The sequence below is a fragment of the Streptomyces sp. NBC_00690 genome (assembly GCF_036226685.1).
GTDB lineage: Bacteria > Actinomycetota > Actinomycetes > Streptomycetales > Streptomycetaceae > Streptomyces.
The window spans coordinates 5,580,476-5,606,008 of sequence record NZ_CP109009.1; the positions used below are offsets into that span (position 1 = coordinate 5,580,476).

The window sequence follows — 25,533 nt, forward strand, 5'->3', positions numbered from 1 at the left end:
CATGGAAAGCCCCAGACAGGAGGTGACACACGATGCCCTCGGCCCGCCGAGCACTCGTGGCCAAGGCCCTGCCCTCCGCGGGCAGCGCCCAGGGACCTCTGCCCCGTCCGACGGGAAGCGGCAGCGCCCTGGTCCCCACGGGCCGCAGAACACCGCCGACCGACCCGCCCTCCGATGACCGACCGCCAGCAGCCACCGCGTCGGCCCGGATCCGCAGGGCCCTGTTAGGCGACCCGAACGCCCCGGCGCCCTCGCTGCCGCTCCAGGTCAACGCCCTGCAAGCGCTGTGCCGTCAGGTCTTCGGCTTCCGACTCGCCATGATCGCGCTGGCCGCGCCCTTCGCGCTCGCCGGTGCCGCATCGGGCCCGGCCAGTTGGCTGATAGGCGCGGCGGTCCTCGTCACCTTCATGACCTCGTACGCCCTGCTGCGTGACTGGGAGCGCTTCGGGCCCGTCCTGCTGCGACACCCCTGGCTCCTCGGCGCCGACATGGCGTTCGGGGCACTGCTGCTGGTGACCGCGTCGCCCGACTCGACCCTGGCGTACGTCACCATCTGCACGCCCCTGTTGGCCGGACTGATCTCCGGTTGGCGGGGCGCTGTGGTCTTCGCCGTATTCCAGTCCCTGATCGTCGCCGGTGCGTACGCCCTCAACGACGGGACGGAAGCCCGCTTCACCGCCCTGTTCCTGCCCGGGCTCTGTGCCCTGGCCGGGGTCCTCGGGACGACCCTGCGCAATCTGGTGCTCGGTTTCGGAACGGCAAGCCAGGCCCTGACCGAGGCGCGGTCCCGGCTGGCGGCCAGCGGAGCGGTCGAGGAGGAACGCGCCCGACTGGCCCGGGAGATGCATGACTCGGTGACCAAGACACTGCACGGGCTCGCCCTCGCAGCGGACGGCCTCGCCCGCTCCGCAGCCCGCTCGGACCCGGACACGGTGCGGGGCGAGGCCGAACTGGTGGCCCGCTCCGCCCGCCGAGCGGCGGCCGAGTCCCGCGAGATCCTGGCCGACCTGCGTCGTTCCACCGGAGTGGACAGCGCACCCGGCGGCGATGCGGTGGACGTGTTGGCCGAACTGCGGGCGAGGGCCGCTGACTTCGGCCGTCACAGTACCGTGCGCTGGGAGTTCCGTCCCCTCGGCCGGCCGACGGTGGTCCTCCTGGCGCCGACGGTGGCCCGTCAGGTGCTGACCATCGTCTCCGAGGCACTGGAGAACGCCCGCCGCCACGGCAACCCGGCACGGGTGGAGGTATCGGCCGGCGTCGTGCACGGCGTACTGCGCATCAGCGTGTACGACGACGGTACGGGGCTGCCAGCGGGCACCTCCCTGACAGCGCTCCGCAGGAACGGCCATTTCGGGCTCGTCGGCATGGTCGAGCGGGCCGCCGCGATCGGCGCGCGCATCCGGATAGGCAAGGGCGAGGCGACCCGGGGCACGGAGGTCCGTCTTGAACTGCCCCTTCCGGCCGGACCGTCCCGTTCGGCGTCGCCCTTCTCGTCCCCCGTCGTCCACTGAGAGGAGGTCCGGATCATGTGGGACACCCACCCCCCGCACCCCGAGCGCCCTCATGCCTCGCAAGGAGCAAGGGGAGCAAGGGGAGTACAGAGCACACAGACGAGACAGGAAGCGCAGGGAGCGCAGGAGATACCGCGAGTTCAGGGAGGATCGGTGGCCGAACCAGGCGTCTCCCGACCGCCGTCCGCCGCCGTGCGGATCGTGATCGCCGACGACAATCCGGTCGTACGAGCCGGTCTTGCCGCCCTGTTGCGGGGACACGAGGGCCTGGAGGTCGTCGCGGAGGCGGTGGACGGTGTCCAGGCGTACGAGGCGGTGATCAACCATCGACCTGATCTGGTCCTGTTGGACGTCCGGATGCCCGGAGTGGACGGCATCTCGGTCCTGCCCCATCTGGTGGACCTCGCCCCGGTCCTCATGCTGACGTACAGCAGTGAGAGCCGGGTCGTCCACGAGGCCCTTCGTCGAGGGGCCGGCGGCTATCTCGTCCATGGTGAGTTCACCGTGGAACAGCTAGTTTCGGCCATCCATGACATCACTGCGGGGCGGGCTGTTTTCTCCCCTTCCGTTTCCTGTGCGCTGCTGGCCGGGATCCGTGGAGATCAGTTGGCGGATCGGATCGCGGGACCGCTTCCGGATGGACTCGGCACCCGCCCTCCTTCCATGAGCCGCATCGACCCTTCGCAATTGGAATCGATTCCTGCCGGTGCAGATTCTCCCTCGCATCCTCGATACCGCGCTGCTCAACCCGGTTGGAGTCGACTGGCGTACAGCGCGAATTGGGGAAAGTTTTCGCAACAGTCTTCGCTTAAGCAAGCGAATGTGGGACATTCGTCTGCGGTGGGGTCGATGGACGCGCTCCCGGGCCGACCGCAGGGCGTGCTGGGCGAGTTGAGTCGTCGGGAGGTGGAGGTGATGGAGTTGATCGCATCCGGGCTGACGAATCAACAGATCGCCGCTTCCTGCTTCATCAGCATGAAGACGGTCAAGAATCACATCAACCGCATCTTCGGCAAGCTGAACGCCCAAGGTAGGGGCGAGGCCATCGAAGTGTGGCGCGGTGCCGTCCGGAGGGAGGCCGGTCCACAGTGAGCAGGGATACGGATACCACCGGCACGTTTAGCGAAAGACGTCGAATCCGCCATTGGGCCCGGAGTTGGGCCCTCGGGCCCATTCACGACAGAGCCGTCCCGGCGTACATTTCTCACGCTGCCATCTATGTCGATACGGAGAGTAGCGATATGGCGGGCGGTGCCATGGAGTCGTATGAGCCGGCCGGTGATCGGGCCGTCGGCGCCGGAGGGGAACACCATGCAGAACGTGACGCTGAAGGCCGCGGTCAAGGCCCGTCTGTTCATTTCGGCCCGGACGGCAGCAGTCACCGAGGCGATGCGCAGGCGTCGCGACGCGGGCCAGGACTCCGTCGAGTACGTCGGCGTGATCGTCCTGGTGGCGGCGATCATCGCGGCCCTCGTGGGTTCGGGCGTGGCCGGCGATATCGCCAATGGTCTGAAAAGCCAGGTGTCGAAGATCCTGGGCGGCGGAGGCGGCGGCGAGTAGCCGATCTCCTGCCTCCCCGCGACGGTGACGCGGGGCAGGCTGCTCCGCTCTACGTGGCCGTGGTGGTCGGCATCCTGGCCCTGGCGCTCGCGTTCTTCGCGGTGGGGCAGGCGGGCGCCACGCGCAACGGTGCCCAGTCAGGCGCCGATGCCGCGGCCCTCGCCGCGGCCATGGACTCCCGCGATCAGTTCGGCGTCGAACTCGCGGGCCGACTCTCCGATGCCGACTTCCTTGAGCAGCTCTTCGACGGCGAGATCTTCGGCGACCCCGGTGATGGATGCCCCGCGGCGCACGCCTTTGCGGAATCCAACGGCACCGTGGTGGTCCCGGGCAGTTGCCAGGCCCTCGGCGGCGATCGCTGGGGCTACACCGTGACCGTCAGGACCCAGGAGCCGGTCGGTGACACGATCCTGCCCGGCACCGAGAGCGAGACGGCCAAGGCCACCGCAACCGCCATCGTGACGCCCCGGTGCACTTTCGAGGCTCCTGATGAGGAGCCCCCGCCGGACAGCGGCGAGGGTGAGGAAGCAGAACCGACCCCACCGACCCCCTCGACGTCGGACGAACCGATCCTGGCGGGCGTGTTTTTCTGCGACGGTGAGGAGTTCCCGCTCGACCCGGACAGTCCGGACCCTCTTCCTGACATGTCTGAACTCTTCACTGTCCGGTTGGCCGAGGACTGACCGCGACCGAACGCAAAGGAACAGCACTGATGAGCATTCGGCACAGAGCGAAGAACCGCAGGGCCGTCGGGGCCGTGCTGGCCGCGGCACTGTCGCTCTCTCTGACGGCCTGCGGCGGTGGTGACGACGGTTCGGACAAGAAGAACGCCAAGTCCCCATCGTCCACCGCGGGCGCCCCGGAGCAGCCGCAGCAGCCGGACCAGGGCGACGGAGGTGGTGAGTCGGAGCCCGGCAAGGTATTGGCGACGATCAACGGGAGCAACGGGTTCCAGTTCACCATCAACAGCGCCGTACGGGACGAGGGCGGATTCCTCACGATCTCCGGGGTGCTGAAGAACACCACAGGAAAGGGGCTGACCACTCCGGTCCAGTGGAACGGCACGGAGAACGAAGTCACGATGACGGGGCCTTCGTTGGCGGGCATGACCCTGGTCGACAAGAAGGCCAAGAAGCGCTACTACGTCCTGCGGGACACCGATGACTACCCACTGACCACCACGGGGTTGAGCATGTTCACCTCCGGCCAGAGCGTGGACTTCTTCGCCCAGTTCCCCTCTCCTCCCGCAGAGACGGACACGGTCGAGGTCCAGATCCCGTTGATGCCCACCGCCACGATTGAGCTCTCCTGATGGGTGCGGAGGCCGCCCGGAGGCGGAGAGACCCACGTCCCTCGGTGGCGGTGTCCGTCGCCGTGGTGCTGCTGTTCACCGGGCTCCAACTCGGCGGCGCCTCCGGGGCCGCGGCCAAGGACGATCCGAGCGCGCCGCCCGACAGCGTGCCCACGTCCGCGGCACCGGCGATCGACAGCAGCAGCCCCGGTCTCAGGATGCGCGAAGGAGCCAAGCTCGCCTCGTCGCGGGTGCTGGACATCGTCTCCATCGTGGAGACCGAGGGGGGCGAGGAGCGCCGTGAGGAGACCCCCACCTCACTGAAGTTCGCCCTTCAGGCCGAGGTTCTGTTCGGCAAGGACAGTGCGAAGCTCACCCCTCAGGCGGGTGGCCGGATCTCTGCGATCGTGGCGGAGATCCGTCGGCACAAGGCCCAGAGTCTGCGCGTCTTCGGCTTCACCGATGACCTCGGCACCTATGAGCACGGCAAGGTGCTGTCCAAGAAGCGCGCCGACGCCGTCCATGGAGTGCTCAGTCAGCAACTCAACGACGCCTCCATCACCTATGTGGTCCGCGGCTACAGCGAGGACTACCCGATCGCGGACAATTCCGATGAGGAAGGGCGCAGGAAGAACCGCCGCGTCGAGGTCTCCTTCCCCACGGGCGGGGCCGGTTGAGTACGCCATATCCCGTCAGTCGTATGTGAGGCCAGCTATACGAGGCAGGTGGGAGCCGCAGTACGCTGCGGGCCGACTGTCGATGCGTGAGCTGATCGACTGATGGGCTGAGGAGCATGCAATGGGACGGGGCGGCACGGCGGCAGGGGTCAGGACCACGGGAGCGGGGATCGCCTGCGGGCTGATACTCGCCCTTGGCCAGGCGCCCCTTCCCGCCGCGGCGGCCAATCCCGACTGGCTCAGCTCCTATGAGACGGCGCCCGACGCGCAGCCGGTGAAGGGCGCTTCCTCGGCCTCGGCCGGCGGGCCCCGGCTCACGCCCGGCACATACGTCGACACCATTTCGGGCGGTGAGCGGAAGTTCTACCGAGTGGCGCTCGACGGCACATCCAATGCGTATGTTTCGGCCGTCCTCGCACCACCGCGCGATGGAACGGTCAGCGCGACCGACGGCATCAGGGTCTCCCTGCGTTCGGCCGAGGGTGCGCATTGCAGCGTCAGCAACGACATCACCTTCGGCGGTACGACCCCGCTGCCCGTCGCCGACTACTCCACCCGTCGCATCGGCAAGGGCCGTGAGTGCCAGACCGCGGGGGACTACGTCTACTCGGTGGAGTGGATCGGCTCTTCGGGTGCGTCCACGGCGAGCCGGTGGCCCGTCGAACTGAAGTACATGAAGGAGCCCGGGCTGAAGGCCGGGGCCGTCATGCCGTCCGCGCCCGCGTCCTGGAACACCCGACTGCCCCAGCGGGTGAAGGGGGAGGCGAAGGGCGCCAGCGGCGGATCCGGCTTCTACGATGCGACCCCCGTGGGCCACGGTGTGTGGCGCGACCGGCTCAACCCCGGCGAGAGCCGCTTCTACCGGGTGCCGATCGACTGGGGCCAGCAACTCTTCGTCGACGGTGACTTCGGGGACGCGACGTCCGAAGCCTCGTCGGTCGCGGCTGGTCTGCGCATGACGGTGTTCAACACGGCGCGCGGCTTCGTCGACGACACCGGAGGCGACTACCGCGGCACCCCCACCACCTTGTCGATGAGCACGGCACCGGCCGCCTTCGCCAACCGGATATCCGACCAGGACGACCGGAGCGCCATGCGCTTCTCCGGCTGGTACTACCTCCGGATATCGCTCGCCCAACGCATCTCCAGCCCCCTGCCGGTGACCCTACGGGTGGGAATATCCGGCGAGCCGCAGGACGGACCCGAGTACGAGGGCGATGCGACGGACGCGGGGTTCGGCATCTCCGAACTCGAACGCGCGGCTGCCCAGCAGAACGCCTTCCTCGACGATGACGACGATCGTGCGGAAATGCTGTTGATCATTGGTGTCGTGGGGCTCGTCATGGGGACGCTCCTGGTGCTCTGGCTCGTCGTATGGGCGGTGTTGAGCCGCCGCGGCCGACGCAGACGCACCACAGCCCGTACGCCGTTCAGGCCGAGCGCCCACTGATCGGCTACCCGATGGCGTCGTCGGACAGACGGCGGTACGGGGGCACTCGGCCGGCGCGCAGACGAGCCCGGCGGGACCGGCAGAGGTTGCGACACGGTCCTCAGTCGCTGCCGTCGACCCTCAATCGCACCCCCTTGCTCACGCCCCAAGCCGCCATCGCCCCGCCCTCGGCCTCCAGCACATGACGGGCGCGCAGCCGCGGCCTGCCCAGCCGTCCGGGTTTCAGCGTGTGAACGTCCACCACCTTCAGATCCCGGTCGAGATAGGCCACGTCGATGGTGAACTGCATCTGGAAGGTGTGCACTCCGCTGCATCGGGTGATCAGCAGGGCCCCGTCGATTCCGGGCCGCCCCAGCAGGCCCCGGCGTCGGGTTCCCCGGCTCGCCGCGATCTCCAGGGGCAGGGCTTCGTTCTCCGGTACCCACAACACGCCCCTGCCGTCCTGCCATTGGTGTCCTCGTCGCATGGTCGAGACCGTAGCCCGCCCGGGTCACTGTATGGGCCGTGCCGGTGTACGGAACCGTGCCACGGGCGCACCCCCGCACGCCCCAGGTCCCGAGTGCCAGAGAGCCGGTCCCACAGTGCCGGTCCCACAGTGCCGGTGCCAGGGATCCGGCCCAGGCCCTGGGTCCCACCGGGCCCACGGGCCTGTCCCGAACCGGATCAGCGAAGGCCCATGACCCGACTCACCCGAGCAAATAGTCTCTGAGCCGTGTACGCCACGCTCATCGCCGCCTCCGTCCTGTGGGGCCTCGCCACCGGACTCCTCATACCCCGGGCCGCGTACCGGCTGGCCGTCCCGGCGACGGACCCCTGGCGGAACGGATGCCCCGCCGGCCATCCGTTCCACGGTCCCCTCGGAGGCTGGTTGGGCCCGGCGCGGTGCCCCGACTGCGCGGCTGCGGGGGGCGGTTCGCTCCCGCCCGGTCCGGGCGACGGATCGTACGGAAGCAGCGGGACGGGCGGGCGCACGGCATCCGATGTGCGGTCAGCCGCGGCGAACGCGACACCGTCGGACCCGCCGCCCGTGCTGCGTGCGGCCCCGGCCTCCGGCCGGAAGTCCACAGCGGATGGCGGCGGTCCTTGGCGGGGTGCCTCCGGCCGGATCACGCCCGGTGTCATTCCCCTCCTGACGGCCGCGGTCTGTGCGGTGCTCGCGGTCGCCACCGGCTGCCGGCCGGAACTCGCCGTATGGCTGGTGCTCACGCCCGTCGCCACCCTGCTCGCCGTCGTCGACGCCCGGGTCCACCGGCTGCCCGACCACCTCACCCTCCCGCTGGCCGCCGCCGCGGTCGTCCTGCTCGGCCTCGCTTCCGTGCTGCCGTCGGACGGGGGTTCTTGGACCACAGCCCTCCTCGGCGGGCTCGCCCTGGGCGCCTTCTACTGTCTGCTGTTCGTGATCCACCCCGGCGGCATGGGGTTCGGCGACGTCAAACTTGCGCTCTCGCTGGGGGTGGTACTCGGCTGGTACGGCTGGGGGGTGCTGATCACCGGTGCGTTCGCCGGGTTCCTGTTCGGTTCGCTGTACGGATTCGGGCTGATCGCCCTTGGCCGCGCCCATCGCAAGAGCGCGATCCCGTTCGGTCCCTTCATGATCCTCGGCGCACTCTTCGGAGTCGTGTGGGGAGCATTCGCCGCCCTGCGCTGACATCAGGTCGGATCGGCTCCTGCCGCCGACTCCGGTCGGAAGGCGCGAGGACACGCCCCCCTCTGAGGTGTACGGCCGACCGTTCGCCCCCGTCTAGCATCCGGATGTATGCGGACGTTCTTGGACAACTCAACTGTGTGGCGTGAGGGACTGCTGAGGGCCGTCACTCCCATCCGGGCCCGCACCCCGCACCCGCCCGCCCGCACCGGGACGCCCCGCCCGACGACGTTCCGCACCGGCCGTCGGGTGTCGCTGCCGTGGAGTTGGGCGGCCGTCCTCTTCGCCCTCTACGCCACCGTCGCCGTCCGTCGCCATCAGCTGATGCGCACCACCGGGTACGACCTCGGCATCTTCGAACAGGCAGTTCGCGCCTATGCCCAACTCCGGCCCCCGATCGTCCCGCTGCGCGGCGAGGGCTTCAACCTGCTCGGCGACCACTTCCACCCCGCACTCGCCGTCCTCGCACCGCTCTACCGGCTCTGGCCCTCCCCGCTCTGTCTCCTGCTCGTACAGTCAGCGCTCCTCGCCGTCGCCGCCGTGCCGTTGGTCGCCTGGGCGGCCCGTGCGCTCGGACGCAGGTCCGCCCATGTCATCGCCCTCTCCTACGGCCTGAGCTGGGGCATCGCATCCGCCGCCGCCTTCGACTTCCATGAGGTGGCGCTCGCCGTTCCCCTGCTCGCCCACGCGCTCGCCGCAGTGGGACGGCAGCGCTGGCGCGCTGCCGTCGCCTGGGCCGCGCCCCTCGTACTGATCAAGGAGGACCTGGGGCTCACCCTGGCCGCACTCGGCTGCCTCATCGCCTTCCAGGGGCCGCGCCGGCTCGGTCTGGTCACCGCGGCGGTCGGCGTCGGCGCATCGCTGATCGAGATCACCTATCTCCTGCCCGCCTTCAACCCGGCGGGCGGCTATGCGCACGGCGAGAACCTGGGTGCCGACCTCCACTCCTCCTGGCTGGCCACCATCGCCTTCGCGCCCCTCGACGCACTGCGGCCGGACATCAAGGCCATGACCCTGGTCCTCGTCTTCGCCCCGTCCGCCCTGCTGGCCCTGCGCTCACCGCTCGCCCTACTCGCCGTGCCCACCCTGGCTTGGCGGATGTTGTCGCAGAACGGCTTCCACTGGGGCACTTCCTTCCACTACAGCGCCGTGCTGATGCCGATCGTGTGCGCCGGGCTGATCGACTCCCTGCGGAGGTGGCGCGGCAGCGGGCATCCGCTCGGCGCCCGCCACGTCCGCGCCTCGCTCGCCACCGTCCTTGCGGTGACCGCCGTCCTGCTGCCGTCCTTCCCGCTCGCCCAACTCGCCCACCGCGCCACCTGGCGGACCACCGCGCACATCGAAGCGGCCCGGGCGCTGCTGGACGAGATCCCGGACGGTGCGTCGGTCGCCGCATCCAACCGGCTGGTGCCGCAACTCACCTCCCGCTGCGATGTGGTGCTCTTCCCCACCTTCCCGGTCGACGCCCGGCTGTACGAGTACAACAAGGGAAAGCTGCCGCGCCCCACGGCGCAGTGGATCATCCATGACGCCAGGGCGCCCGAGGCATGGCCCTACCGCACGGGGCACTGGCCCTACCCGCCGGAGCAGCAGGCCGCGGAGCTCGCCGCCGCCCGGAAGGTCCACGGCTATCGGCTCGTGGCGGAGCGGGACGGCATCACCCTGCTCCGGCGCACCCGCTGAACCGACTACGGATCACCAGCGACCACTGAGCGATGACGTTCCCTAGGCGTGCGCCCCCACCAGGACCTTCCCGACCGTCAGCGTCGACTGTGCCTCCAGCACCTCCGCGACGCGCTCCACCTGCTCCGCCAACTCCTCGCGGGCGGCCGGCCGGTCAAGGGACTCCCCGATCGGTTCGACGGTCACCGCGATCCGCCTTCCGGACCGTTTCTGATGCCATACGCCCGCCACCGTTCCATCGACCAGGACGACCGGGTAGTTCCCCGCCTGCCCGCCCGCCAGCGCCCTTTCGCGGGCCGGCCCGGGAAAGAGCAGTTCCCGCGGCTGTGAGGCGATGGTATAAGCGTCGAAATACGGGAGCAGTCGAACGCCCCGCGGTTCGGCGGCCGGGAACTCGCCGTCACCGGCCGCCACGAAGGCCGTATCCCCCTCGTACCGCACGGGTTCGATGCGGCCCTCGGCCGCCGAGGACCGGAACACCTCCTTCGCCCAGCCCTGCGGGGCTGCCAGCCACTTGGCGAAGTGCGCTGAGGTGGCGGGACCGTAGGCGCGGAGGTACCGCACGACCAGTCGACCCAGTGCCTCGCCCTGCTCTAGGGGTACGGCTTGGGGATTGGTGTGGGCGACTCGGCGGCCCTTGTTCGGCGCGAACGCGAGCACGCCCCTATGGGCGGCGAGGTGCGTCACCTGCCGCCAGCGCGCCCACTTGCCCTGGAACGCCTCCAGCACCGGGTCGCCGGCCCAGGGGCCGGTGCGCGCGACGATCGCCTCGGTGAGTTCGTCGGTGGTCAGTTGGGCGTCCGTCAGGGCGTCGGCGATCGCGTCGATGACCTGCTCGGTCTGGGCCGCGGTCAGGCCCACGGCCTCCGGTGCACGGCTCGCGGTGCCCGGGATCGCCGTCAGCGCACCGGTCCACATCGGTAGGTCGTCCCTGGCCAGCAGATGAATGGTGCCGCGGGGACCGTAGGTCTTCACCAGGGAGCCGTCGGTCCACAGCGCATCGCGAACGGTGGTGCGTGTCGCCCCACCACCGAGCCTGAGCGCCACCGAGAGCTCGGCTGCCGACAGCACCTGTGCCTGTGCGGCCAGCATGGCCGAGGTGACCGCGGCCGGGGTTGCCCGGAGGGGTGTGTCCAGCCCCTGACGCGACAGGGTGCGGGCATTGGACTGTGTCCAGGTCACGGTGCGTGTCGTCATGGCTCGACTTTAGGGTCCATATAGGACAGCTTCTGGCCTAGTTAATGCAGGCGTTCGAAGGGAAATGGTGTACTTCCCGGACGGTAAGTGTCAGGGACATCCGAGGAGTTGCCGTGCCCAAGGCCAAGCCCGTCTACCAGTGTGGCCTCGACGCCGCGGTCGATGTCGTCGGCGGAAAGTGGAAGCCCCTGATCCTGTGGGCTCTCCATGAGCGCACCTATCGCTTCGGCGAACTGCGGCGCGAGGTGGTCGGGGTCACCGAGAAGGTACTGATCCAGCAGCTCAGAGAACTGGAGGCGGACGGGATCGTCCATCGCGAGGTGTACCGCGAGGTGCCGCCGCGCGTCGAGTACTCGCTGACCGAGTTGGGAGAGGCGCTCAATCGGGCGCTGGAGCCCTTGGGCGCCTGGGGCGAGACCTTCATGCAGGAGATCATCGAGCACAAGACGAAGGAGTGCGCGGTCTGAACGATCGCGCCGCCTTGAGCCGGGCGTCCCCGCACAGGGGCGCCCATCCGGCTGCCCGGACTCACAGCTGCCCGGACTCACAGCCGCACAGCCGAGCGCGATCCCGTACGTCCTCTTCGCCTCCGCTGCCGGACCGGATCGACCGGTCAATCCGACGCCACTTCCCCGGGTCACCCGTGCGGGTTAGCCCATCCGGATGCGGTGCGGAAACCAGCCGAGCGAGGGGCCACCTCACCACCTACGGCCATCGGGACGGCAGCACTCCGAGAACGACGAAAACGCGGGAACGGCACCCCCTGGACACCCTTCGCGTACGCCCTGAGCAGCCCGTGAGCACCCTCGGGACTGTGCTCCCCGCCCGTCCCGTGACCTCATGGCAAGGGGCGCGATCCTTGCCTCACAACCTGGTCAAAGCCACCGGCGCGGCGGTGGCGAGCAGCACGACCGGCGAAGCGTTATGGTGGAAGCCCCCCCTCGGGCCGGTCCGTATCCCCCCCCACGGACCGGCCCGGTTTCTTTTCCGGCCCGGGGGTGAAACCCCGCCCCGCAGCTCGGTCGGCGCCGTTCGCCGGGCCTCTCTACGGCCCCGGAAGCACCGATGGACGGGGAGGGCTCCCGCCCCTCAGCCCCGGTCCGCCCAGATGTTCGTGCCCTGGGTGTCCACGGCGAAGGCATCGATCTCCGCCAGCTCGGCATCGGTCAGTGGCTCTCCGGCGAGCGCACCGACGTTCTCCTCCAGTTGCGCCACGCTCGACGCACCGATCAGCGCCGATGTCATCCGCTCGTCCCGCAGGACCCAGGCCAACGCCAACTGCGCCAGGCTCTGCCCCCGGCGCGCCGCGATGTCGTTCAACCCGTTGAGCCGGCGCACCACCTCGTCCGAGAGCAGATCCGGGTCCAGCGACTTGCCCTGGGTGGCCCGTGAGCCCGCCGGAATGCCCTTGAGGTACTTCCCGGTGAGCAGGCCCTGGGCGAGGGGGACGAAGGAGATGCAGCCCATGCCCTCCGCCTCCAGCGTGCCGAGGAGCCCGTCGTCCTCGATCCAGCGGTTGATCATCGAGTAGGAGGGCTGGTGGATCAGTGCGGGGACCCCCATCTCGCGAAGCAACCGGGCGGCCTCGGCCGTCTGCTCCGCGTTATAGGAGGAGACGCCCGCGTAGAGGGCCTTGCCCTGACGCACCGCGGACGCCAGCGCACCCATGGTCTCTTCCAGCGGAGTGTCCGGATCGAAGCGGTGGGAGTAGAAGATGTCCACGTACTCCAGACCCATTCGGCGCAGCGACGCGTCGAGCGAGGACAGGAGGTACTTCCGCGAGCCCCATTCCCCGTAGGGTCCGGGGTGCATGAGATAGCCCGCTTTGGTGGAAATGATCAGCTCGTCGCGGTACGGGGCGAAGTCCCGGGCGAAGATCTTGCCGAAGTTCAGTTCTGCGGAACCCGGCGGCGGGCCGTAGTTGTTCGCGAGGTCGAAGTGGGTCACTCCCAGGTCGAAGGCCCGACGCAGGATGGCGCGCTGGGAATCGAGGGTCCGATCGTCACCGAAGTTGTGCCAGAGACCGAGGGAGATCGCGGGCAGCTTGAGCCCCGAGCGACCACTGCGCCTGTACTCCATGGAGTCGTAGCGGTCGGTGGAGGCGAGATAGAGGGACGGCGAAGGAACCGCGTTGGAATCAGTCACACCTGTCTGCTTATCACGGACTTGTGACAGACCGGGTTGGGTCACTGTGCCCCATGCGCAGTAATGTGGCCGCTTCAGGGGATGCCGCACGGCGCGGGCGAATTGCCGCATGGCGATGGCTGTACCGGCCATCGCGCCGTTCAACGCAACGGGCCCCGGCAGCGGACCCCCGACCCCCGGCACCCAGGGCTGATGCGCCCGCCAGAACCGAGAGGTGAACTCTGTGAACTTGCGTGACCTGGTGTACAGGCTCTACGCACGCCGGGTGGAAGGCCGACTGGACCACGCCCAGGTGCCCAAGCACATCGGAGTCATCCTCGACGGCAACCGTCGCTGGGCCAAGGCGTCCGGCAACACCCCCGAATCGGGTCACAAAGCGGGCGCCAGCAAGATCCAAGAACTGTTGGGCTGGTGTGCGGAGACCGATGTCGAGGTCGTCACGCTCTGGATGCTCTCCACGGACAACCTCGACCGCCCGGACAACGAACTCATTCCTCTCCTCGGGATCATCGAGGACGCCGTGCGGGCCCTGGCCGCGGACGGCCGCTGGCGGGTCCACCACGTCGGGACCCTCGACCTGCTCCCCGCCCGTACGCAGTCGGTGCTGAAGGAAGCCGAGCAGGCCACGCTCGGCATCCGCGGCGGAATACTCGTCAACGTCGCCGTTGGGTACGGGGGGCGCCAGGAGATCGCCGACGCGGTCCGCTCGCTCCTGCTGGAACACGCCGAGAAGGGCACCAGCGTCGAGGAACTCGCCGAGACCGTCGACGTCGAACACATCTCCGAGCACCTCTACACACGTGGTCAGCCCGACCCGGATCTCGTCATCCGCACCAGCGGGGAGCAGCGGCTGTCGGGCTTCATGCTCTGGCAGAGCGCCCACTCCGAGTACTACTTCTGCGAAGTCTTCTGGCCCGCCTTCCGCAAGGTGGACTTCCTGCGCGCGCTGCGTGACTACGCGGCGCGGCACCGCCGCTACGGCAGCTGACACCGCGGTCGGCCCGAGGGGTGGTGCGCCCTCGCATCCGGGCGGGCAGCCGATTGCCGCGGGACCGCCGAGGCGCGCGTCCCGCCGATTCATGCGCCCCCCTGTGCGGCCGACCGCCCACGGTGTCGTCCCACCCGGTCTCCCGGGTCCTTCCCTGCGTCCGGCCCCGTGTCCACCGTCGTCACGGACGGCAACCGGGGCGGCCCGGATCGTTTCGCCGACCGGCTGACCGGGGTGGGCCCCGCGCCGCCCATGCACCTCCCGCCGAGGGTTGCTCGACACACCCGAACCGATGCCCCCACCAGAGCTGATAACCCCGCGTTCATCCAGGTGTCGTGGCACATCGGGCATGGTCACGTGTGTTCGAGGGAATACCCCTTGCAGGTCGACGTCCGAACCACGAACGTCGTATCTCAGTGAGTGGCCGTGACCGCTCACCCGGGAGGCCCTTTGCACTCGATGGATCGCACTCCTCGTGCGGACCTGGACAGGGGCCGGTGCTCGGCCCGTGCATCGTGGCCGATGACCCGGTCCCTTCCCCGCCTCGGGCGGGGAGATCTGTCTGCTGTCCTCCGGCGGCAGACACCAAGGCCCGCGACGGCGTCGCACCGCCGACCTCATCCGAGGGGGTACGTCCTTCCGTGGTGAACAGCACAAAGCGCCGGATGCCCGATAGGCGCACTTACGTTCTCGACACCAGCGTCCTGCTGGCCGATCCAAGCGCCCCGACCCGTTTCGAGGAGCATGAAGTCGTGCTCCCGATCGTGGTCATCACGGAGTTGGAGGCCAAGAGGCACCATCCAGAACTGGGTTACTTCGCTCGGCAGGCACTACGCCTGTTGGACGACTTCCGCATCCGGTTCGGACGTCTCGACGCCCCCATTCCGCTGGGCGACCTCGGCGGCACGATCCGGGTCGAGCTCAACCACTCCGATCCAGGGGTCCTCCCGGCCGGTTTTCGGCTCGGTGACAACGACTCAAGGATTCTGGCGGTGGCGAGGAACCTCCAGGCGGAGGGGTATGACGTCACGGTCGTCTCCAAGGATCTACCCCTACGGATCAAGGCGTCTTCGGTCGGGCTCCTCGCCGAGGAGTACCGCGCGGAGTTGGCCATCACCGACTCCGGCTGGACCGGAATGTCGGAGCTATCCCTCTCCGCCGATCAAGTGGACCTGCTCTACGGGGAGGAGACGCTCTACGTTCCCGAGGCCGCCGAACTGCCCGTCCACACCGGACTGGTCCTCCAGTCCGAACGGGGCAAGGCACTCGGCCGGGTCACGGCGGAAGGGAACGTCCGGTTGGTGCGGGGCGATCGGGAGGCGTTCGGCATCCACGGCCGCAGCGCCGAACAGCGCATCGCGCTCGATCTGCTGCTCGACCCGGACGTCGGCATCGTCTCCCTCGGCGGCCGGGCCGGTACCGGAAAGTCGGCGCTCGCGCTCTGCGCAGGTCTGGAAGCGGTCCTGGAGCGGCAACAGCACCAGAAGGTGATGGTCTTCCGTCCGCTGTACGCGGTGGGCGGGCAGGAACTGGGCTATCTGCCCGGTACCGAGGCCGAGAAGATGAGCCCCTGGGCGCAAGCCGTCTTCGACACCCTCTCGGCCGTCGCCGGGCGAGAGGTCATCGAGGAGGTCCTGGGACGCGGCATGCTGGAAGTCCTTCCGCTGACACACATCCGTGGCCGTTCGCTCCACGATGCGTTCGTCATCGTGGACGAGGCCCAGTCACTGGAGCGGAACGTCCTGCTCACGGTGTTGTCCCGGATCGGGGCGAACTCCCGGGTCGTGCTCACCCACGACGTGGCCCAGCGGGACAACCTCAGGGTCGGCCGGTACGACGGAGTCGTCGCCGTGGTCGAGAAACTGAAGGGGCATCCGCTCTTCGCCCACGTCACCCTCACGCGCTCCGAGCGTTCGCAGATCGCCGCACTGGTGACCGAAATGCTGGAGGAAGGCCAGATCTAGGAGGAATTGGTCCTCGGCGCCGCCCCGCAAGCGCAGCAGCGTAGCGGGGCGGCGCTGTGCTGCGCGGTTCTTTCCGGGAAGGTTCTGCGCCAAACGGCGTGTGAGCTATCCCACGTAATGAATAATTGCCTTGCGGCGTGACGTTGGGGCAGAGTCTTGCTTCCGTCAGGCCCCGCATACGGCACCGGCACCACTCGTGGTGCTAGCAACACACAACTCAACACCTGCCGTCGTATGCCGCCCGCAAGTTTCACCGGCTCTCCCGCTGGGAGTTGACCACGGGCCCGCGCCTCCTGTGACCAAGACAGTGGAGGCCAGCGTCAGGGGCACGATTCGCCCGCGGGGTCACCTCAGGCGATGCTGGAAGGAAACCGTGTGAGCCGGATCTCGGTCCGGGGGTTCGCGGTGGCGTCTGCCACTGCGGTCACCACCGTCGGAGCAGTCGTGGGCGTGGCCTCGGGCGACCCCCAGTCCTCAAGTGACAACTTCGAGGCGGCGGCTGCCGACACGACCCTCCTCGCTGAAATACCCATGGGTCAGCAGGCCCAGGTCCAGGTCTCCTCGCTGACCGAGCAGGCCGATGCCCAGGCGGCAGCCGCCGAGGCTTCGGCGCGCAAGTCCGCCGAGGAATCCGCCCGCATCCAGGCGGCCCAGCTCGCGAAGTCCAAGAAGGACGCCGCGGACACCAAGGCGAAGAAGGAGGCGGAGGCCGCTGCCAAGGCCAAGGAGAAGGCCAAGGCAGCCGAGCGCGCCAGCCGGGACTCGGTCCGCGACGCCTCCAGCTTCACCGCCAAGGGCTCGTACAGCGTCGCCGAAGTCAAGGCGATGGCCCGACAGATGATTCCGGGCGACCAGTTCCAGTGCTTCAGCAACATCGTCCAGAAAGAGTCCACCTGGAACTATCTGGCGCAGAACCCGTCCTCCGGCGCATATGGACTGGTCCAGGCACTGCCCGGCTCGAAGATGTCCTCGGCCGGTGCCGACTGGCGGACGAACCCCGCGACCCAGATCAAGTGGGGCCTGAAGTACATGAACGAGCGGTACGACAGCCCTTGTGGCGCTTGGAGCTTCTGGCAGGCCAACCGCTGGTACTAGAGTTCGCCGGGCCTTGAGGTCCGCCATGACTCCCGCTCAACTTCGGCATGCCCCTCACCGTCCCTACGGTGAGGGGCTCCGTTGCGTGTAGCGTCGTCGATCCCGGGGTCTCGGGAGGAGTTATGGGGGGAAGAAGGACCATCATGTCGAAAGTGCCAGGGTGGCTCGCCGGTTGGGGCGATGCACTCAACCGGATGTCCGAGCGCATGGGCGAACGCCAGGAGCGCTCCCGCGACCCAGCTGACCTGGACGTGAACGTCGAGAAGCTCCCCGTGGACGAGGACCTCACGGCCCCTGCGGACGGACCGCGGAGCGTGCCCGCGCCACCTCCGTACGCGCCTGCCGTGCAGCCCCGCCCCGATCCGGTGGCCGCCATTCCATGGGGGATGAGGGTGGCGGCCGAGGCGGGATGGCGGCTGTTGGTACTGGCGGGGACCCTGTGGGTGCTGATGCGGGTGATCAGTGCCGTACAACTCGTGGTCCTGGCCTTCGTCGCCGCGTTGCTCATCACCGCACTGCTCCAGCCCACCGTCGCCCGGCTGCGCAGGCTCGGACTACCGCGCGGGCTGGCCACAGCGGTCACTGCCGTGGCCGGATTCGTCATCATGGGGCTGGTCGGCTGGTTCGTCGTCTGGCAGGTCCTGGAGAACCTCGGCGACCTCTCCGACCGGGTCAGGGACGGCATCGACGAGTTGAAGCGCTGGCTCCTCGACAGCCCCTTCCATGTGACGGAAAGCCAGATCAACGACATCGCCGCCAATCTGAGCGACACCATCGGCACCAACACCGAGGAGATCACCTCGGCGGGGCTTCAGGGTGTGACCGTGATGGTGGAGATCCTCACCGGGATACTGCTGGCGATGTTCTCGACGCTCTTCCTGCTCTACGACGGGAAGCGGATCTGGAACTGGAGCCTCAAACTGGTCCCGGCCCAGGCCCGTGCCGGTGTCGCCGGCGCAGGTCCCCGGGCCTGGCGCACGCTGACCGCCTATGTGCGGGGCACGGTGGTGGTGGCCCTGATCGATGCGATCTTCATCGGTCTCGGCATCTACATTCTCGATGTGCCGATGGCCGTGCCGCTCGCCGTCTTCATCTTCCTGTTTGCCTTCATCCCCCTGGTCGGAGCGGTGATCTCGGGGGCGTTGGCCGTCGTCGTCGCACTGGTCACCCAGGGCGTGTTCAGCGCCCTGATGGTGTTGATCGTGGTGCTGGCGGTACAGCAGATCGAAGGCCATGTGCTCCAGCCGTTCATTCTCGGCCGTGCCGTACGCGTCCATCCGCTGGCCGTGGTGCTCGCGGTCGCGGTCGGCGGGCTGACGGCGGGAATCGGCGGCGCCGTGGTCGCGGTGCCCCTCGTCGCCGTGACGAACACGGTGGTGGGCTATCTTCGCGCGTACAGCAGGGAAGAGGCGCTGAAAGGCACGTCACCGCCGCACGGCGCCACGGCACTGGGCTCCTCGCCCACCGTGTCGCCTGAGGCGCCGACGAGGGAAGTGCCGTGATATCCGAGCCGGAACTATTCGACGGGGACGAGCCCTACACCGACGCGCGGACGATTCCAGAACAGCGCACCGAGGCACCCGTACCCGTTGAACCCGGTGCTTCGGACGAGGGTGTACGTCGGCGGCCCTGGCTCTGGGCGCTCGGCGGAGCGATCGCCGCTTCGGCGGTCTGGGCCGGTGGCCTCTCCCTCCACGACGAGCCGACGCCAGTACCCGACACCGGCGACTGGCGGGCCAGCCGCAACCTCTGCGCCGACGCGAAACTCAATGCGTTGACGACAGAACTCGGCGCCCCGCCGTCCGCTCCCAGCCCCTTGACCCGGGTCCATCCGGACCAGCATCGGGCGAGTTGCTTCCTCGCCTTCGAGGGGGACGAGTCGAAGGGCCGATATCCGGCCACGGTCAGCCTCACGTACACCCTGCACAAGAAGATCGACCCCGGACCGGAGTTCGAGGCGGAGCTCATGCCGACCCTCAGCGCCGATGAACGGCCCGCCACCTTGAGGCGCGTCGAACGGCTCGGGGAGAAAGCATTCGTCACCGTGAGCGGTGGAGAGGAACTGACGATCCATGTGCTCGACGGTCAGGCCGTGCTCGGTCTGACCGTCCAGATGGACCTGTACGCCAAGACGGGCGCCCGCCCGCCCACGAACCTCTCCGGGATCAAGGCGTCCATGATCGCCGACACCAAGGCGCTGATGGTCGAGCTCCAGCGCTGAGAACGTCCGGACCGCTGGTGCACGGGCCCGGACGGACGACGAAGGACCCCGCCGTTCGCACATCGGCGGGGTCCTTCTTCGTGGTGGAACAACGGGGTCGGCTACTGGGCCAGGACCGCTTCGGAGTCCAGCGTGGCGCCGACGGCCTGGACGACCGCCGCGATCTTGAAGGCTTCCTGGATCGTCTCGCGGTCCAGACCGGCCTTGCGCAGCACCTGCTCGTGGGAGTCGAGGCACTGTCCACAGCCGTTGACGGCCGAGACCGCGAGCGACCACAGCTCGAAGTCGACCTTCTCCACGCCCGGGTTGCCGATGACGTTCATCCGCAGACCGGCGCGCAGGGTGCCGTACTCCGGGTCCGACAGCAGGTGCCGGGTCCGGTAGAAGACGTTGTTCATCGCCATGACCGCGGCGGCGGACTTGGCGGCGGTGTACGCCTCGGGGGAGAGGTTGGCCTTGGCCTCGGGCTCCAGTTCGCGCAGGGCGATGGGGCTACGGGAGGCGATGGCGGTGGCGAGGACGGTTCCCCACAGCTGCTGCTGCGAGAGCTTGTCGTTGTTGCCGATCACCGAGCCGAGGTTGAGCTTGAGGTCCTTGGCGTAGTCCGGTATGGCGGACTTCAGCGCGTCGAGGGACATCGGTCACTCACCGGCCAGCAGGGCGACGGGGTCCAGGGTGGTCTCGCCCTTGGTCCAGTTGCACGGGCACAGCTCGTCGGTCTGGAGGGCGTCCAGCACCCGCAGGACCTCCTTGGGGTTACGGCCGACGGAGCCGGCGGTCACCATGGTGAACTGGATCTCGTTGTTCGGGTCGACGATGAAGACGGCACGCTGGGCGAAACCGTCGGCACCCTCGATGCCGAGGTCGCGCATCAGCTCGTGCTTGGAGTCGGCCAGCATCGGGAAGGGCAGGTCACGCAGGTCGGCGTGGTCCTTGCGCCAGGCGTGGTGGACGAACTCCGAGTCGCCGGAGAACCCGAGGACCTGGGCGTCACGGTCGGCGAACTCGTCGTTCAGCTTGCCGAAGGCCGCGATCTCGGTGGGGCAGACGAAGGTGAAGTCCTTCGGCCACGCGAAGACGACCTTCCACTTGCCCTCGTAGGACTTGTGGTTGATGACCTCGAACTCCTTACCGGTCTCCAGGGAGACGCAGGCAGTGAGCTCATAGGTGGGGAACTGGTCGCCGACAGTGAGCACGTGTTACTCCATGTACATGAGGGTGTTGGACAAATGCACCCTGTCATACCCTTGATCGCGGATGAAATTGATCAATGTGGTCAGTGTGATCCGGTGGGCCGATCAATGCTCGGGGCCGCACTGGGTTCAGGTAGCTCGATCGGGCGGTTTCGCCTTGAGCCTCGTGTCTTCCCCGCGGTCGGCGAGTAGTACCAGGGCTATGGCACTCGGCGACCGGCATCAGAAGAAGGATGTTGAGGCGGCGCTCAAGAGGGCGGAGGCTGCTGGGCTCAAGGTGACACATGACAAGAATCGACATCGATGGGGGTGGGTGATCTGCTGTCCGTGCGCTATGAAGTTCCGCGTTCACTGCACGCCCCAGAGTCAAGGAAGCGAGGCGAAGAAGATCGATGGCTTCATCAAGGACCACCGTGGCTGTGCGTGAGTGGGACTTCGTCCTGCATCTTCAGGAGCCGCTGACCCCCGCGCAGTCGGACACTGTGGACGGTCTCTACGACTTCAATGACGGGCGCATGAGCCTCGTCGAAGGGCCGGGCACGGCCGAGTTCTGGTGCACCTTCGAGGCCGAGGCGCTGACCGCAGCCATCGCGGAGGCGCTGAGCCTCTTTGAGCAGCTTCCTGGTGTCCTGGTTCGTAGTGTGGAACTGGGGCCACGGGAGCTGGAGGACAACGGGATGACGACGCCGGCCGTTGTGCGGGTGCCCGAATAGAGCTGTCGCCTGGCGCCGAAGCGCAGCCGCGACCTGGCCCGCGTACTCCGGACTGGAGATCGCACGGGCCACCTGTCTGAAGTCGAGGACCACGACTAGTGCCAGGTAGCCCGATCGGGCGGTTTCGCATTGTGCTTCGTATCTTCCTTGCGGTCGGCGAGTAGTACCAGGGCTATGGCACTCGGCGACCGGCATCAGAAGAAGGATGTTGAGGCGGCGCTCAAGAGGGCGGAGGCTGCTGGGCTCAAGGTGACTCGCACGGGAGGCGGGCACAGGTGGGGATACGTGCTGTGCTGTCCGTGCAACCAGCGGCGCACGGTGTCGTGCACTCCGCAGAACCCGAGCGAAGAAGCGAGGTATATCGATGGATTCGTCAGGCAGCACCGCGCTTGCGCGTAACTGGTACTTCAATCTGGTTCTGCAGGATGTCATGACCGAGGAGCAGTCCGATGCGCTGGCACAGTTGGCCAGCTTTCACGACGGAAGGATCTCGCTGGTCGAGTCTCCCGAGCGCTCCTGGTTCACCTGCTCGTTCGAGGCGGAGACGATGACGCAGGCCATCGCTGATGCCCTGGCGCGATTCAAAGACCTCCCGAGCGTCCTGGTCCAAAGCGTTGAGCTGGACCCGATCGCCCTTGAGTACAACGGGATGGCGACGCCGGCCGTCGTGCGGGTGCCCGAATAGAGCTGTCGCCAAAGTCCGGATGCACAGCCTGTGAAGCGGGCCCTGGATTGTTGGCCTCTATGGCCCGAGGGCATGTGGGCGGTGGCCCTATGCGGCCTGGACGGCACGATCGTAAATCGCCCTGGCCATGGGGTTCGCGCGGTAGGGCTTGAGGAGTGGGCTGATGCTCGCGACATGCCGGTCCACTCTGCCTGAGTGCATCGCCGGGTGTTGATCCAGGACCTGCGACCAGGCACTGCACGCCTCTTCGAGGTGTCCCATTTCCAGTTGCCTCTCCGCCAGCATGGCGCCGAAGCGCAGCCGCGACCTCTGGCTGTCGTGGGAATCCCGCAAGCGAAAGTGCAGCTTCAGGGACGAGATGCTGCCCGGGACGTCACCCAATGCATAGCGGACTTGGGAGACCGTGTAGGCGACGGTGGCAGGGCTGAAGCCACCGAATGCTCCCGCGGCGCTTTCGGCCTTGTCCATGGCCGCCTCCGTGTCCCTGAGGCTACGCATGGCATGAACACGCTCTCCAGCCACGGCGTAGGCATGGGCCTGCTGCGCCGCCAGAAAGGCAGTCATGCGCGGGGTGGGGGAGGGGGCGGCAACGGTTGCGGCATCGGCGAGCCGGGCAGCGGTGGTCCCATGGCCTAGGTCTGCGGCCTGCACTGACATTCCCCGCAGCACGTGACAGTAAGTCATATGATCGGCGCTGGCTCCGGCCAGCTCCAGAGCCTTGACGTAGTAGCGCTGGGCCAGTCCCTGCAAGCCTTCATCGACCGCCATATAGCCGGTCAGATAGCTGAGGAAGGCCGCAGCTGACAGCATCGCCTTGCGTACCTCTTCTGAGGCTTCAGCTCGAAGGTAGGGGGCCACGGTGTTCACCAGGAACGCGGCGGCCATCGGGCGGGCGTGCCGACCGCCGAACTGGTCATCAAGTTCGGAAATCCGTTCCGTCATGCTGGTGACCATGCGGACGTCGGACATGCCCACACGCTGACTGGTGCCGGCTTGGGTAGCCTCCATTCGCCCAACAATGTCCGGCCAGTTGGGAACGGTGAGCGCCACTGAGAACAAGCCCGCACCCACGATGCCGCGGCGGGATGGCGACATATCTTGGCTGCCCAAGTCGATCAGGCCGTCCACCGTACGAGTGGCCGAATCCTCTGGCGGTGTGGGGAAGCCGGCGTCCGCGTAGGTGACTGGCCTCCTGAGGCGACGGGAGAGGGCCTCGACAATCAAGGGTCGTGTCTCCTCCTTGGGTGCCTGGCCGCTCAGCCACTGGCTGATGGACGGTCGTTGGTACGCCGTCGGGGTGCCGCGCTCCGTTCCCAGGCGGTTGACCAGTTGGGCGAACTGTCGATGGGTCCAACCCGCCTCGCGGTGTAGTCGGGCCAACCGTTCGTTCGGCTTGCGCGTAGACATGCGACCTCAACTCCTCGCACCCATAGCCCATTTACCACTTTTACCCCTGGGCTCCGATCCAAAGGTACCCCCGAGCGTAGTCAAGCTGTTGCCTAGAGCGAGCACGGAATGCAGCACAGACGCAAGAGGCCCCCGCGACCGCGCGAACGGTCCGGGGGTGTGGACAACGCTTGAGGAGCGTCGACATGACCCACCGTACCGCTCAAGGCTTTGAACCCCCAGGGGAGAGCTATGTGCCCAGGGAAGGCGACGTGGTGCGTGACACCCGTACGAGCCGCGTGGGTCGGGTGATGGGGCATGTGGAGCCCTTCTGCTACCTCCGCCCCCTCAAGGGGGGAGTGGAGTGGGAGGTGGAACCCGAGTACCTGGTGCCGGCCCGGCAGTCTGACGCTATGTCAGATGAACTGTCCCAGGTCAACGCCCGGAGCAGAGGTCAGTGAGTCACTGCACCCTGGTCAGTGGCCTGCGCCGGCTTTGGCACTCCTGGGCTTGCTGGCTCCTGGTGGTTCCGCCACCGGCCTGCCTTCTGTGGGCCCTGCTCCAGCGGGTCTTCTGATCATCCCCGAGACTCCCGCTGCTCAGGACTGCACATCCTGAGAGCGGTGAAGGCGCCGTACGGCAGGGCTGAGGGTCCCTGTCGTACGGCGCATGGAACGAGCGCGCGGGTGTCCCCGTGAGGCGCATCTACATCGCCTTGGTTGGGAACGGCGTACAACCGCTGAGGAAGCGAACCACGAATGCGTGATGTCATTCGCCGTGCCGTTGTGCGTGTGCTGGACCTCCTGGACCGAACACAACGCCGACACGGCATTCCCCGAACCCAACGGATTCAGGCGGAGCTGGGGGTCTGGGCGAAGCCGTGGCCCACACCTACACCTGAACACGTCTTGGAGCGTCACTCTCCCTTCTGCGGAGATGACCTCCCTCTCGCCAAGAGGTACGTACGTCTCGACGCCCCCACCATGCCGTTGCAGGTGGTGAGGGCGCGGACCTACAAGACCCTAGTCATCGCTCCCCGAGGAGTGCACCTGGGGAATCCGCGAAACATGAAACGAACGGAAGACTCAGCATGAAGTCTTGGGTGACTGATGCGGACGACTGTGAACACCGCTGGGTGCCGTGGAGTGGCGAACGGCGCTGTGCGAAGTGTGGCGCAACTCAGCGATAGTCAGGAGGGGAGGGGTGTCGGGACGGGTGCCCTTCCTCGCTCATGGGAGTGATCATGATGGAAAGAGTCCGCTGGGACGAGTTGCCCTCAGACCTACGCGCGGCAATCACGGCACGAGCGGGGGAGGTCACTTCTGCTCACGTCGTTCCCGAGGGCCTGCACTGCACCGCTGCGCTGAAGCTCCGTACGGAACGGGAATCCCTGTTCCTCAAGGGGGTGCGGCTCACCGATGGGCCCGGGCTCGCGGGTCTCAAGTTCGAACAGGAGATCAATGGCATCCTGACCGGAGTCTGCCCGCCCATCAACTTCCAGGTTGAGGCCGCGGGGTGGTACTGCCTCGCCTTCGCCTACATCGACGGGCGCCACGCGGACTTCACCCCTGGTACGGAGGACCTGCCGTCCATCACGCTCACACTTCGGCGAATGGGGACTCTCCGCAACCTGAGGACACCTGTGGAAAGCCTTGCCGGGAAGTTCAAGGGGTTCCTTTCTCCCGCAGAGGCCGAGCTGCTGACGGGGTCGTGTCTGCTCCACATGGATTCCAACCCTCACAACGTGCTCGTCACACCCCGACGAGCCCACTTCGTGGACTGGGCGAGGGCGGCCCTCGGGCCGGCATGGGTGGACCCCGTGTACATGGCGACCTGGTTGATGACGTACGGGTGCCCTCCGGGGGATGCCCTCAAGTGGCTGTCGAACTTCACCAGTTGGCGACAGGCGGACCCGAGAGCCGTGGAGGCGTTCGTGGCCGCCTCGTGCCGGCAGTGGACGGACCAGGTGGGGGAGGCCGACGCGAAGGAACGAAACGAGCGCTTTACGCGGCTCCTGGGCTTTCCCCATGAATGGTCGTTGGGTTCCGGCTCCTTGCAGGGCGTTCCATTGGCGTCGCATCGGATCGACCGGTCGTAGTCGGCGCTACGGGTGCCCGCCCCAAGGTGGG

At 67.8% G+C, this 25,533-nt stretch carries 26 protein-coding genes; 20 read left to right on the top strand and 6 right to left on the bottom strand.

What is annotated here, in order from left to right:
• The first annotated feature begins 32 nt into the window (after positions 1–32).
• From OID54_RS24620 to OID54_RS24650, 7 genes are all read left to right on the top strand, one after another.
• Entirely contained in the window at positions 33–1,511 is a 1,479-nt protein-coding gene (locus tag OID54_RS24620; protein WP_329022832.1) for a sensor histidine kinase, read from the top strand.
• A 153-nt stretch (positions 1,512–1,664) separates the two neighbouring features.
• The gene (locus OID54_RS24625; RefSeq protein WP_329022834.1) at positions 1,665–2,603 is read left to right on the top strand and encodes a response regulator transcription factor; all 939 of its coding nucleotides are present in this window, start codon (positions 1,665–1,667) and stop codon (positions 2,601–2,603) included.
• Between the two features lie 174 nt (positions 2,604–2,777).
• On the top strand, positions 2,778–3,071 hold the full coding sequence (locus tag OID54_RS24630) for a hypothetical protein (RefSeq protein ID WP_329022836.1): 294 nt from the start codon (positions 2,778–2,780) through the stop codon (positions 3,069–3,071).
• Positions 3,072–3,079: 8 nt separating this feature from the next.
• Positions 3,080–3,754, top strand: coding sequence for a pilus assembly protein TadG-related protein (locus OID54_RS24635; RefSeq protein ID WP_329027758.1), 675 nt, complete (start codon positions 3,080–3,082; stop codon positions 3,752–3,754).
• A gap of 29 nt (positions 3,755–3,783) precedes the next feature.
• The gene (locus OID54_RS24640) at positions 3,784–4,383 is read left to right on the top strand and encodes a hypothetical protein (protein WP_329022837.1); all 600 of its coding nucleotides are present in this window, start codon (positions 3,784–3,786) and stop codon (positions 4,381–4,383) included.
• The gene (locus tag OID54_RS24645; RefSeq protein ID WP_329022839.1) at positions 4,383–5,039 is read left to right on the top strand and encodes an OmpA family protein; all 657 of its coding nucleotides are present in this window, start codon (positions 4,383–4,385) and stop codon (positions 5,037–5,039) included. The genes OID54_RS24640 and OID54_RS24645 overlap by 1 nt, the downstream gene beginning before the upstream one ends.
• A 121-nt stretch (positions 5,040–5,160) precedes the next feature.
• Entirely contained in the window at positions 5,161–6,489 is a 1,329-nt protein-coding gene (locus tag OID54_RS24650; RefSeq protein WP_329022841.1) for a hypothetical protein, read from the top strand.
• A gap of 100 nt (positions 6,490–6,589) precedes the next feature.
• Here OID54_RS24650 and OID54_RS24655 read toward each other — a convergent pair whose 3' ends face one another.
• On the bottom strand, positions 6,590–6,955 hold the full coding sequence (locus OID54_RS24655; RefSeq protein ID WP_329022843.1) for a DUF192 domain-containing protein: 366 nt from the start codon (positions 6,953–6,955) through the stop codon (positions 6,590–6,592).
• A 246-nt stretch (positions 6,956–7,201) separates the two neighbouring features.
• Between OID54_RS24655 and OID54_RS24660 the strand changes: the two genes are divergently transcribed.
• Both OID54_RS24660 and OID54_RS24665 read left to right on the top strand, forming a co-directional pair.
• Positions 7,202–8,137 (top strand): prepilin peptidase, encoded by a 936-nt coding sequence (locus tag OID54_RS24660; RefSeq protein ID WP_329022845.1) that lies wholly within the window; start codon positions 7,202–7,204, stop codon positions 8,135–8,137.
• Positions 8,138–8,245: 108 nt separating this feature from the next.
• The gene (locus OID54_RS24665; protein WP_329022847.1) at positions 8,246–9,817 is read left to right on the top strand and encodes a DUF2079 domain-containing protein; all 1,572 of its coding nucleotides are present in this window, start codon (positions 8,246–8,248) and stop codon (positions 9,815–9,817) included.
• A gap of 42 nt (positions 9,818–9,859) precedes the next feature.
• On the opposite strand, the gene OID54_RS24670 is transcribed toward OID54_RS24665, so the two are convergent.
• Entirely contained in the window at positions 9,860–11,014 is a 1,155-nt protein-coding gene (locus OID54_RS24670; RefSeq protein WP_329022849.1) for a winged helix DNA-binding domain-containing protein, read from the bottom strand.
• 113 nt (positions 11,015–11,127) lie between these two features.
• Between OID54_RS24670 and OID54_RS24675 the strand changes: the two genes are divergently transcribed.
• Positions 11,128–11,481, top strand: coding sequence for a winged helix-turn-helix transcriptional regulator (locus OID54_RS24675; RefSeq protein ID WP_329022851.1), 354 nt, complete (start codon positions 11,128–11,130; stop codon positions 11,479–11,481).
• Positions 11,482–12,103: 622 nt separating this feature from the next.
• On the opposite strand, the gene mgrA is transcribed toward OID54_RS24675, so the two are convergent.
• Positions 12,104–13,159: an L-glyceraldehyde 3-phosphate reductase gene (gene mgrA, locus OID54_RS24680; RefSeq protein ID WP_329022853.1), complete on the bottom strand. Its 1,056-nt coding sequence runs from the start codon at positions 13,157–13,159 to the stop codon at positions 12,104–12,106.
• Positions 13,160–13,382: 223 nt separating this feature from the next.
• On the opposite strand from mgrA, the gene OID54_RS24685 reads away from it, so the two are divergent.
• The 5 genes from OID54_RS24685 (at position 13,383) to OID54_RS24705 (ending at position 19,427) form a co-directional block, all read left to right on the top strand.
• The gene (locus tag OID54_RS24685) at positions 13,383–14,147 is read left to right on the top strand and encodes an isoprenyl transferase (protein ID WP_329022855.1); all 765 of its coding nucleotides are present in this window, start codon (positions 13,383–13,385) and stop codon (positions 14,145–14,147) included.
• 641 nt (positions 14,148–14,788) lie between these two features.
• Entirely contained in the window at positions 14,789–16,111 is a 1,323-nt protein-coding gene (locus OID54_RS24690) for a PhoH family protein (protein WP_329022856.1), read from the top strand.
• 357 nt (positions 16,112–16,468) lie between these two features.
• Positions 16,469–17,206, top strand: coding sequence for a transglycosylase SLT domain-containing protein (locus OID54_RS24695; protein ID WP_329022858.1), 738 nt, complete (start codon positions 16,469–16,471; stop codon positions 17,204–17,206).
• A gap of 143 nt (positions 17,207–17,349) precedes the next feature.
• On the top strand, positions 17,350–18,708 hold the full coding sequence (locus OID54_RS24700) for an AI-2E family transporter (protein WP_329022860.1): 1,359 nt from the start codon (positions 17,350–17,352) through the stop codon (positions 18,706–18,708).
• On the top strand, positions 18,705–19,427 hold the full coding sequence (locus OID54_RS24705; protein WP_329022862.1) for a hypothetical protein: 723 nt from the start codon (positions 18,705–18,707) through the stop codon (positions 19,425–19,427). The genes OID54_RS24700 and OID54_RS24705 overlap by 4 nt, the downstream gene beginning before the upstream one ends.
• 101 nt (positions 19,428–19,528) lie before the next feature.
• Here OID54_RS24705 and OID54_RS24710 read toward each other — a convergent pair whose 3' ends face one another.
• Both OID54_RS24710 and OID54_RS24715 read right to left on the bottom strand, forming a co-directional pair.
• A complete protein-coding gene (locus OID54_RS24710) occupies positions 19,529–20,065 on the bottom strand; it encodes an alkyl hydroperoxide reductase (RefSeq protein WP_329022864.1) in 537 nt (178 codons plus the stop codon).
• Positions 20,066–20,068: 3 nt separating this feature from the next.
• Complete coding sequence (locus OID54_RS24715; RefSeq protein WP_329022866.1) at positions 20,069–20,623, bottom strand: peroxiredoxin; 555 nt, start codon at positions 20,621–20,623, stop codon at positions 20,069–20,071.
• A gap of 199 nt (positions 20,624–20,822) precedes the next feature.
• Here OID54_RS24715 and OID54_RS24720 point away from each other — a divergent pair, with 199 nt between their 5' ends.
• The 3 genes from OID54_RS24720 to OID54_RS24735 all read left to right on the top strand — a co-directional run bounded on the left by OID54_RS24720 (position 20,823) and on the right by OID54_RS24735 (position 22,018).
• A complete protein-coding gene (locus OID54_RS24720) occupies positions 20,823–21,047 on the top strand; it encodes a hypothetical protein (protein WP_329022868.1) in 225 nt (74 codons plus the stop codon).
• The gene (locus OID54_RS24725) at positions 21,040–21,333 is read left to right on the top strand and encodes a hypothetical protein (protein WP_329027760.1); all 294 of its coding nucleotides are present in this window, start codon (positions 21,040–21,042) and stop codon (positions 21,331–21,333) included. The genes OID54_RS24720 and OID54_RS24725 overlap by 8 nt, the downstream gene beginning before the upstream one ends.
• 364 nt (positions 21,334–21,697) lie before the next feature.
• Positions 21,698–22,018 (top strand): hypothetical protein, encoded by a 321-nt coding sequence (locus OID54_RS24735; RefSeq protein ID WP_329022873.1) that lies wholly within the window; start codon positions 21,698–21,700, stop codon positions 22,016–22,018.
• Between the two features lie 87 nt (positions 22,019–22,105).
• On the opposite strand, the gene OID54_RS24740 is transcribed toward OID54_RS24735, so the two are convergent.
• The gene (locus OID54_RS24740) at positions 22,106–23,425 is read right to left on the bottom strand and encodes a tetratricopeptide repeat protein (protein ID WP_329022875.1); all 1,320 of its coding nucleotides are present in this window, start codon (positions 23,423–23,425) and stop codon (positions 22,106–22,108) included.
• A gap of 185 nt (positions 23,426–23,610) precedes the next feature.
• Between OID54_RS24740 and OID54_RS24745 the strand changes: the two genes are divergently transcribed.
• Together OID54_RS24745 and OID54_RS24750 are read left to right on the top strand one after the other, a co-directional pair.
• Positions 23,611–23,865 (top strand): hypothetical protein, encoded by a 255-nt coding sequence (locus OID54_RS24745; RefSeq protein ID WP_329022877.1) that lies wholly within the window; start codon positions 23,611–23,613, stop codon positions 23,863–23,865.
• Between the two features lie 782 nt (positions 23,866–24,647).
• A complete protein-coding gene (locus OID54_RS24750; protein ID WP_329022879.1) occupies positions 24,648–25,502 on the top strand; it encodes a phosphotransferase in 855 nt (284 codons plus the stop codon).
• Positions 25,503–25,533: the final 31 nt, after the last annotated feature.

What these genes read in the sequence shown, in the direction of transcription:
- OID54_RS24620 (WP_329022832.1), top strand. Translation starts at nt 33, where the DNA reads ATGCCCTCGGCCCGCCGAGCACTCGTGGCCAAGGCCCTGCCCTCCGCG.
- OID54_RS24630 (WP_329022836.1), top strand. Translation starts at nt 2,778, where the DNA reads ATGAGCCGGCCGGTGATCGGGCCGTCGGCGCCGGAGGGGAACACCATG.
- OID54_RS24640 (WP_329022837.1), top strand. Translation starts at nt 3,784, where the DNA reads ATGAGCATTCGGCACAGAGCGAAGAACCGCAGGGCCGTCGGGGCCGTG.
- OID54_RS24645 (WP_329022839.1), top strand. Translation starts at nt 4,383, where the DNA reads ATGGGTGCGGAGGCCGCCCGGAGGCGGAGAGACCCACGTCCCTCGGTG.
- OID54_RS24650 (WP_329022841.1), top strand. Translation starts at nt 5,161, where the DNA reads ATGGGACGGGGCGGCACGGCGGCAGGGGTCAGGACCACGGGAGCGGGG.
- OID54_RS24655 (WP_329022843.1), bottom strand. Translation starts at nt 6,955, where the DNA reads ATGCGACGAGGACACCAATGGCAGGACGGCAGGGGCGTGTTGTGGGTA.
- OID54_RS24665 (WP_329022847.1), top strand. Translation starts at nt 8,246, where the DNA reads ATGCGGACGTTCTTGGACAACTCAACTGTGTGGCGTGAGGGACTGCTG.
- OID54_RS24670 (WP_329022849.1), bottom strand. Translation starts at nt 11,014, where the DNA reads ATGACGACACGCACCGTGACCTGGACACAGTCCAATGCCCGCACCCTG.
- OID54_RS24695 (WP_329022858.1), top strand. Translation starts at nt 16,469, where the DNA reads ATGCTGGAAGGAAACCGTGTGAGCCGGATCTCGGTCCGGGGGTTCGCG.
- OID54_RS24700 (WP_329022860.1), top strand. Translation starts at nt 17,350, where the DNA reads ATGTCGAAAGTGCCAGGGTGGCTCGCCGGTTGGGGCGATGCACTCAAC.
- OID54_RS24710 (WP_329022864.1), bottom strand. Translation starts at nt 20,065, where the DNA reads ATGTCCCTCGACGCGCTGAAGTCCGCCATACCGGACTACGCCAAGGAC.
- OID54_RS24720 (WP_329022868.1), top strand. Translation starts at nt 20,823, where the DNA reads ATGGCACTCGGCGACCGGCATCAGAAGAAGGATGTTGAGGCGGCGCTC.
- OID54_RS24735 (WP_329022873.1), top strand. Translation starts at nt 21,698, where the DNA reads ATGGATTCGTCAGGCAGCACCGCGCTTGCGCGTAACTGGTACTTCAAT.
- OID54_RS24740 (WP_329022875.1), bottom strand. Translation starts at nt 23,425, where the DNA reads ATGTCTACGCGCAAGCCGAACGAACGGTTGGCCCGACTACACCGCGAG.
- OID54_RS24745 (WP_329022877.1), top strand. Translation starts at nt 23,611, where the DNA reads ATGACCCACCGTACCGCTCAAGGCTTTGAACCCCCAGGGGAGAGCTAT.
- OID54_RS24750 (WP_329022879.1), top strand. Translation starts at nt 24,648, where the DNA reads ATGATGGAAAGAGTCCGCTGGGACGAGTTGCCCTCAGACCTACGCGCG.